This is a genomic window from Rhodopseudomonas sp. BR0C11, from assembly GCF_010820945.1.
In the GTDB taxonomy this organism is placed as follows: domain Bacteria; phylum Pseudomonadota; class Alphaproteobacteria; order Rhizobiales; family Xanthobacteraceae; genus Rhodopseudomonas; species Rhodopseudomonas palustris_H.
In genome coordinates, this window is record NZ_QTKI01000249.1 from 1 (window position 1) to 7,072 (window position 7,072).

The window sequence follows — 7,072 nt, forward strand, 5'->3', positions numbered from 1 at the left end:
GTGCGGATCGAGATTGGCATCCGGGCCGAGATGGGCGCGAACGCCGGCGAGCAATTCCTGCTTCACCACCTCCGGCTCGCTCATCGAGCGGCGGGTGAAGGTCGCCTGATCGAACAGGATCTTGCGGCGGACGATCTCGTGAATCCAATCTTCGGAGATTCCGAGCTCGCGCAGCGTGTCGGCGATCTCGATCTTGTTGCGGCCGGGAATGAAATAGGTCGGCGAGCGCTGCAGGACGGTCACGTGCTCAGCCTTGGGGGCGATCGACGGCACCAGAGTCGCAGCCGTCGCGCCCGACCCGATCACGATCACCCGCTTGCCGGCAACGTCGAGATCGTCCGGCCAGGTCTGCGGGTGGACGATCCGCCCCTTGAACTCGGCCATGCCCGGCCATTCCGGGGTGTAGCCTTCGCTGTGGCGGTAGTAGCCCTGGCACATCCAGAGGAAGTTGGCGGTGAAGCGCACGGTCTCGCCCCCCTCGCCGCGCAGCGCCTCGATCGTCCAGCACGCATCCTCGTTCGACCAGTTCGCCGAAACGATGCGGTGGCGGTAGCGGATGTGGCGGTCGAGATCGTGCTCGGCGATCACCTCGCCGAGATAGTCGCGGATTTCGGCAGCCGTCGCGATCGGCTTTCCGGTCCATGGCTTGAAGCGATAGCCGAAGGTGTAGAGGTCGCTGTCGGAGCGAATGCCAGGATAGCGGTGGGTTCGCCAGGTACCGCCGAAGCCGTCCTGAGCTTCGAGCACGGCGAAGCGGGTACCGGGACACTGCGTCGTCAGGTGGTAGGCGGCACCAATGCCGGAAATTCCGGCGCCGACGATCAGCACGTCGACATGTTCGCAATCGGGATGGGGAGCGGGGCCGCTGAATGGCGCGGACGCCGCGGCGCTGCTGGACGCAGCGGAAGCAGAGTGGGTCATGTTTCCTCGACTTTTTTTGTGTCGTTGGAAACAGATTGACCGCTGGGCACGCGTTTGCCCAGCATTTTCTTGCGACCCAAAAGCACGGCGCCGCGGGCATTGCTGCCCGCGGCGTCATGGGACCTGTAGGGCCGGCTGGCTCAGATGTTGAGCAGCAGCGGATAGCCGGAGAACGACTTGTACTCGCCTTCCTGCTTCAGGATCAGCGGCGCGCCGGAGAAGCCCCGGTATTCGCCTTCCTGCTTCAGGATCAGCGGGGTGCCGGAAAAGCTCTGATACTCGCCCTTCTGCTCGAGGATCAGCGGAGTACCGGAATAACCCTTGTACTCGCCTTCCTGCTTCAGGATCAGCGGCTCACCGGAATAGCTCTTGTATTCGCCTTCCTGCTTGAGGATCAGCGGATGTCCAGAGTGTCCTTTGTATTCTTCGCTCATGGTCGATTCCTTTACTTAGAGTAGCACTGGCAGGCCCAGCCAGGAGGAGAAGGGTGTGGAGTTGTTGATCAACAGCGGCTCGCCCGAGTACGACTTGTACGGACCGCTGGTGTCCAGCAACAGAGGAGTCCCTGAGAAGGACTTGTATGGGCCGCTGCTGTCGAGCAACAACGGTGTTCCGGAGAACGACTGATACGGGCCATCGCTGCTGATAACCAGCGGCGTACCAGAGAAGGTCTTGTCGCTGTCGACCAGCAGCAAGTCACCGGAATAGGATTTGTACGGGCCGGAGGTCTCGAGCAGCACCGGCGCGTGGATCAAATTCGAGAACGGCGCGGCATCGCTCTGTTCGGCGGCACGCGACGAGGACGACGACTTCAGGCTGATCGGGTTCGGCCCGTAGCCGTCGAGAATCTTGGTCAGTTTCGCGCCGTAGCCGAACTCGGCCTGCGCCGCGACGACGACGCCACCCTTCTTGAGATAGTCGGCATAGGTCGCGGCTTCCGCGCGCGACACGCCGGCCTTGAGAAGCGCAGCAGCAGTTTCTTCGGTGGACGAACGGCCGGCCGTGACCACCGCGTATTTGAAGGAATTGCTCTTCAAATCGCTCTCGAGTGCCGACAGGCGGCTGCTCGAGTCATACAAGCGGGTGATGATGTGGGTCATAGCTACTCCGTCTCACTCTCAGGACCCGCGCAACTGGCCCTGCATCAGAATCGGCTCCCGCCGCCGTGTCAGAGGGAACATCGTCACCAGCGTGGCAATGAGCAACACTAGTTCGAGGTAATAGACAAAGTGATAACCCGCTGCGGCGCCGCCCCAACCGTGCGGCGCATAAGCGGTTACCACGTCGCGAAGAATACCACCGAGCGCGATAGCAATACCGGCGGCCGAAGCTTGCACAGCACCCCAGGCGCCCAGTGCGAGACCGACCTGATCCTTCGGCGCAGCGTTCATCGTCGCGGTCAGCGTGCCGTGTCCGAACAGACCGGCACCGAAGCCGATCATCAGCGTACCGAAGCCGAACACCAACGCAGAGGCCGTGCTCGACGACAGATCGGCAGAGAAGATCACCGCAAGGAATGCCGGAATACCGACCAGCGCGCCGAAGCTCGCCATCCGGAACGGATCGGCACCGCGGCTCAACACGCGCGAGGCGTAGCCGAAGCCGAACAGACCACCGACCGCCAGCGCTGCGGTGAGCTTGGTGGTGTCGCCGACGCTCAGATGCAGAATCTGGCCGCCATAAGGTTCGAGCAGCACGTCTTCCATGCTGAACGCCATGGTACCGAAGCCGACGGCGATCAGCCGGCGCATCGCGTTCGGACCTTGAATGAAAGCGTCCCACGACTCGCGGAAGCCACCGCTCGGCGCCTCAGGATGCGCGGTCACCAGATTGGGATTGTCGCGGCGGCGCGCTTCCATCTTCCAGGACGCGATGCCGTTGAGCACGATGGTGACGACGGCAGAGCCCTGGATCACCTGAATGAGGCGCCCGGGCGAAAACTCGGCGAGCAGCACACCGAAGATGATCGCGCTCGCGATCATGCCGAACATCAGCATGGTGTACATCAGGCCGACCACCTTCGGCCGCGACTCCGGCGGCGACAGGTCGGTCGCGAGTGCGAGGCCGACGGTCTGGGTAGTGTGCACGCCGGCACCGATCAGCAGAAATGCCGCGGCGGCTGCAACCTGTCCAACCCAGACGGGGGCCTGCGCCGAGTCGCCGCCGCCGGACAGAACCAGCAGCGCGAACGGCAGAATGGCGAGGCCGCCGAACTGCACCATCGTGCCCTTGTACAGGAATGGCACGCGGCGCCAGCCCAGCGCAGATTTATGAACGTCGGATTTGAAGCCGATCAGCGCCCGGAACGGCGCAAAGATCAAAGGCAGCGAAACCATCACGCCGACGATCGAGGCCGGCACGTTGAGTTCGACGATCATCACCCGGTTCAGGGTGCCGACCAGCAGCACCAGCGACATGCCGACTGCGACCTGAAACAGCGACAGGCGCAGCAACCGGGATAGAGGCAGATCCGGCGTGGCCGCATCCGCGAAAGGCAGAAAGCGCGGCCCAAGCGAGGACCAGACTTTCATCATCTTTTGGCTGACTGTGTTCATCGTGCAGCGATTCCAGCTTGCGTGAGCCCGGCGGTCAGATCCGCCGGTGTCCGATCGAACAGCACCACTTTGCGACCAAAGATGAACTGCGGCAGATCAAATGTCCGCACCCCGCTCCGGCTACAAAGCAAGCGACCGGGACCCTTGGATCCCGGTCCAGCCACAACAGCTTCAAAAGAAGCTGAATTAGCCGATGGAGACCGAGCTCTCGATCGCCGCGGCCTTGCCGTTCCAGTACTTCGAGAACCAGGTGGTGTTGCTGAGAACAGCAAAGTGCACCAGGATCGCGATCACGGTCACGCTGCCGAGCAGGAGCGGAAGACCAACGGTCGGCTTCACAACAGTCCAAATACGACCTTGATTCATCTTACGTACTCCTTAGTGCAGCCAGGGCGAGTAAACATACGCCAGGAAGTGAGCGACGATGGCGATCGCGCCGAAAATGCGCGTGCCGTCGATCACATGCTTGTGGAGCTCTTCCGATTCCGCGATCGTCAGACCGGTCGGCCAGACCTTGTTGGGATCGTCTGCCATAGTAAATCCTCCTGAGAGACTTACGATCAGTGTCGTGCTGAACCTGCACGTAGGTTGATTGCTGCTACGCCGAACATTTGTTCGCTTGGTCTCAGCATTCCCTGTTCGCTCCTGCACCGGCCCTCTGGACAACGACGAGTCGCCTCGCGTTGGGGCGGACCGATGTGGATGCTTCCAGCCCTCGGATGACGAGGACTCACGCCCTGATCACATCCGAGTGATTGTAAGACTATCCTGACACACATCTTTGTCAATTTAACATGACACTGACGACTGTCCGTGTCATACCGGACATCCTCAAACCGGTCCGACGAGTCCCGGACACGGAAAATTGAGTAGATTGTGATGTACTCTGGCCTTGACAATTCTGCCGAGTTCAGGGTCTCGGACTTCGACCCGATCACCCTCGCCGGTGGGACGCGTACAGAGGTCCTGCCCGGTACGATTCAGCCCCACGCCGCACTGCTGGCGCTGGCTCCGGCGGATTTGACCATCATCCACGCCGCCGGCGCGACCGCATCGCTGCTCGGCGCGGCCGCGGATCTGTTGCCGGGCACTGCCGCTTCGAGTGTGTTCTCGTCCGACCAGATCGCACGGCTGCAGACGCTTGCCGCTGCAGAGCGAGTGATCGAACGGCCGCATCACGTCTTCACGCTGAGCGCGCCGGACGCCACGCCGATTGATGTCATCGTGCACCACGCCTCGGGGCTGCTGGTCGTGGAGCTCGATCCGCGGCGCGAACCCGCGCCGGAGAATTCGCTCGCGTTGGTGCAGTCGATGATCCGGCGGGTCCGGCCGGCGCCGAACCTGCAGGCCTTCTTCGACGCGATGGCCGCTGAGCTGCGCAACGTGACCGGCTTCGACCGGGTGATGGTGTACCGCTTCGCGCCGGAAGGCAGCGCCGACGTGATCGCCGAAGCGCGCGATCCCGATGCGAGTCCGTTCCTCGGCCTGCGCGATCCGCAACCGGACATTCCACATCGACCGGGGCCTGCCAGCCGGATTCGGGTACAGCCCGACGTTCACGCGCCCGCTGCACCGCTGGTGCCGGCGCACAGTCCGCGCAGCGGCACCGCACTTGATCTCTCGTTCAGCGCGATCCGCAGTTGCTCCCCCGAGCACCGGCTGTATCTGGCCCAGCTCGGCGTCGCCGCGTCGCTTTCGTTGTCGCTGGTGGTCGAAGGCGAAGTATGGGGCTTGATCGTCTGCCATCACGGCACCCCGCGATTTCTGCCCTACCGGATGCGAGAGGCCTGCGCGCTGTTCGCCGAGATGGCGTCGCTGCAGCTCGAGGCGCGGCTCGCCGCCGATCAGCTCGCCGCACGGCTGCGCAGCACGCGCATCCACGAAGAGCTTGTCACGCGCATGAGTCAGGAGTCGGATCTCGCCGAAGGGCTGATCCGGTTCTATCCGAACCTGCTCGACTTCATTCCGGCTGCCGGCGTCGGCCTGTGGATCGACGGCCAGTTCACCGGGATCGGCGCGACACCGGGTCCTGCGCAGGTCGCCGCGATGATGGGATGGCTGCACGGCGTTGCGCACGACGGCGTGTATCACACCGACTGCCTGGCGCTGGCCTATCCGCCCGCCAAGGCGTTCGCCGGCTGCGCCAGCGGGCTTTTGGCGCTGTCGCTGTCCAATACGCCGCACAACTACGTGCTGTGGTTCCGCCCCGAAGTGGTTCGCGTCGTCACCTGGGCCGGCATGCCCAACAAGCCGGTCGGCGTCGGTGCCGATGGCAGCCGAACGCCCAAAGGCTGTGCGTCGAGTTGGCAAGAGTCGGTGCGGCTGCACGGCGAGCCGTGGCTCGACGCCGAGATCGATGCGGCGCACCGGCTCCGCGAGTCGCTGCTCGACGTCGTCCTGCGCCGGATCGACGGCATCGCCCGCGAGCGGCGCTCGGCGCAGCTGCTGCAGGAACAATTGATGCGCCAGGTCGAGCTCGGCCTGAGCCGCTCCAAGGACGTCGCCAAGACGCTGCAGGAAGAGAAGCGGCGGCGGGTGCTGGTCGAGGCGGACCTATCCAAGGTGCTGCGCAGGACAGTCGAAGATCAGGAAGCCGAACGGCTGCGGATCGCCCGCGAACTGCACGACACGCTGGGGCAATCGCTGACGCTTTTACAGCTCGGCTTCGACAAACTCGGCCAGGCCGCCGGCGACAATCCCGAATTGCAGCAGCGCATCGCCGAGATGAAGAGCCTGACCGCCGATGTCGGCCGCCAGGCCAATCGGCTCGCCTGGGAAATCCGCCCCACCGCGCTCGACGACCTCGGTATCCAGACCGCGATCCAGAACCTGCTCGACTCCTGGAGCGAGAAGTCGAGCATCGAGTTCGACCTGCACATGACGCTCGGCTCGCGCCGGCTGCCGTCGCCAGTCGAGACCACGCTGTACCGCGTGCTGCAGGAAGCGCTCACCAACGTCGTGCGCCATGCGTCTGCCCGCCACGTCAGCGTCATCCTGCAGCTCGGCGACGACCAGGTGACGATGATCGTCGAGGACGACGGCTGCGGCTTCGTCACCGCCGGCCACAAGCAGCCGTCCGGACGGCTGGGCCTGCTCGGCATTCGTGAGCGGCTGACGCTGGTCGGCGGCTCGCTCGAAATCGAATCCGCGCCCGGCAAGGGCACTGCGCTGTACGCGCGCATTCCGCTGTGACCAGATGAAAGCAACCGCGATGGACCAGCAATCCCCTTCCCGACTGCGCGTGTTTATCGCCGACGATCACCCGGTGGTGCTCAGCGGCATGAAGGCGCTGGTCGCAGGCGATCCCGGACTCGAAGTGGTCGGCGAGGCCAGCGACGGCCCGAACGCGCTCCGCCGCGCCACGGAATTAAAGCCGGACGTCGCCGTGCTCGATCTGTCGATGCCCGGCCTCAACGGCATCGAGGTGGCGCGCAAGTTCCTCGCCGTGTGTCCGGACTGCCGCGTGCTGGTGCTGACCGTGCATGAAGACGGCGCCTACTTGCGCCAGTTGCTCGACCTCGGCGTCGCCGGCTACGTGCTGAAGGGCTCCGCCACCGACGAACTGATCCGCGGCATCAATGCGGTCGGCAGCGGCG

Annotated in this window: 8 protein-coding genes; 2 read left to right on the plus strand and 6 right to left on the minus strand. The window is 64.0% G+C overall.

The features are described 5' to 3' along the window. The 6 genes from DYI24_RS17655 to pufB form a co-directional block, all read right to left on the minus strand. On the minus strand, positions 1 to 921 hold a 921-nt coding region (locus DYI24_RS17655), incomplete at its 3' end, for a flavin-containing monooxygenase (protein WP_164573229.1). A gap of 140 nt (positions 922 to 1,061) precedes the next feature. After that, a complete protein-coding gene (locus tag DYI24_RS17660; RefSeq protein ID WP_107343515.1) occupies positions 1,062 to 1,355 on the minus strand; it encodes a hypothetical protein in 294 nt (97 codons plus the stop codon). A gap of 15 nt (positions 1,356 to 1,370) precedes the next feature. Continuing rightward, entirely contained in the window at positions 1,371 to 2,021 is a 651-nt protein-coding gene (locus tag DYI24_RS17665; protein ID WP_164573230.1) for a hypothetical protein, read from the minus strand. 18 nt (positions 2,022 to 2,039) lie between these two features. Continuing rightward, a complete protein-coding gene (locus DYI24_RS17670; RefSeq protein WP_107343513.1) occupies positions 2,040 to 3,476 on the minus strand; it encodes a PucC family protein in 1,437 nt (478 codons plus the stop codon). A gap of 186 nt (positions 3,477 to 3,662) precedes the next feature. Then, positions 3,663 to 3,842: a light-harvesting protein gene (locus DYI24_RS17675; protein ID WP_011157053.1), complete on the minus strand. Its 180-nt coding sequence runs from the start codon at positions 3,840 to 3,842 to the stop codon at positions 3,663 to 3,665. A 12-nt stretch (positions 3,843 to 3,854) separates the two neighbouring features. Further along, on the minus strand, positions 3,855 to 4,010 hold the full coding sequence (pufB, locus tag DYI24_RS17680) for a light-harvesting antenna LH1, beta subunit (protein ID WP_011157052.1): 156 nt from the start codon (positions 4,008 to 4,010) through the stop codon (positions 3,855 to 3,857). Between the two features lie 345 nt (positions 4,011 to 4,355). Between pufB and DYI24_RS17685 the strand changes: the two genes are divergently transcribed. Next, complete coding sequence (locus tag DYI24_RS17685) at positions 4,356 to 6,668, plus strand: GAF domain-containing protein (protein ID WP_164573231.1); 2,313 nt, start codon at positions 4,356 to 4,358, stop codon at positions 6,666 to 6,668. Between the two features lie 19 nt (positions 6,669 to 6,687). Further along, positions 6,688 to 7,072 (plus strand): response regulator (locus tag DYI24_RS17690; RefSeq protein WP_164573232.1); only part of this gene is annotated, 385 nt, incomplete at its 3' end.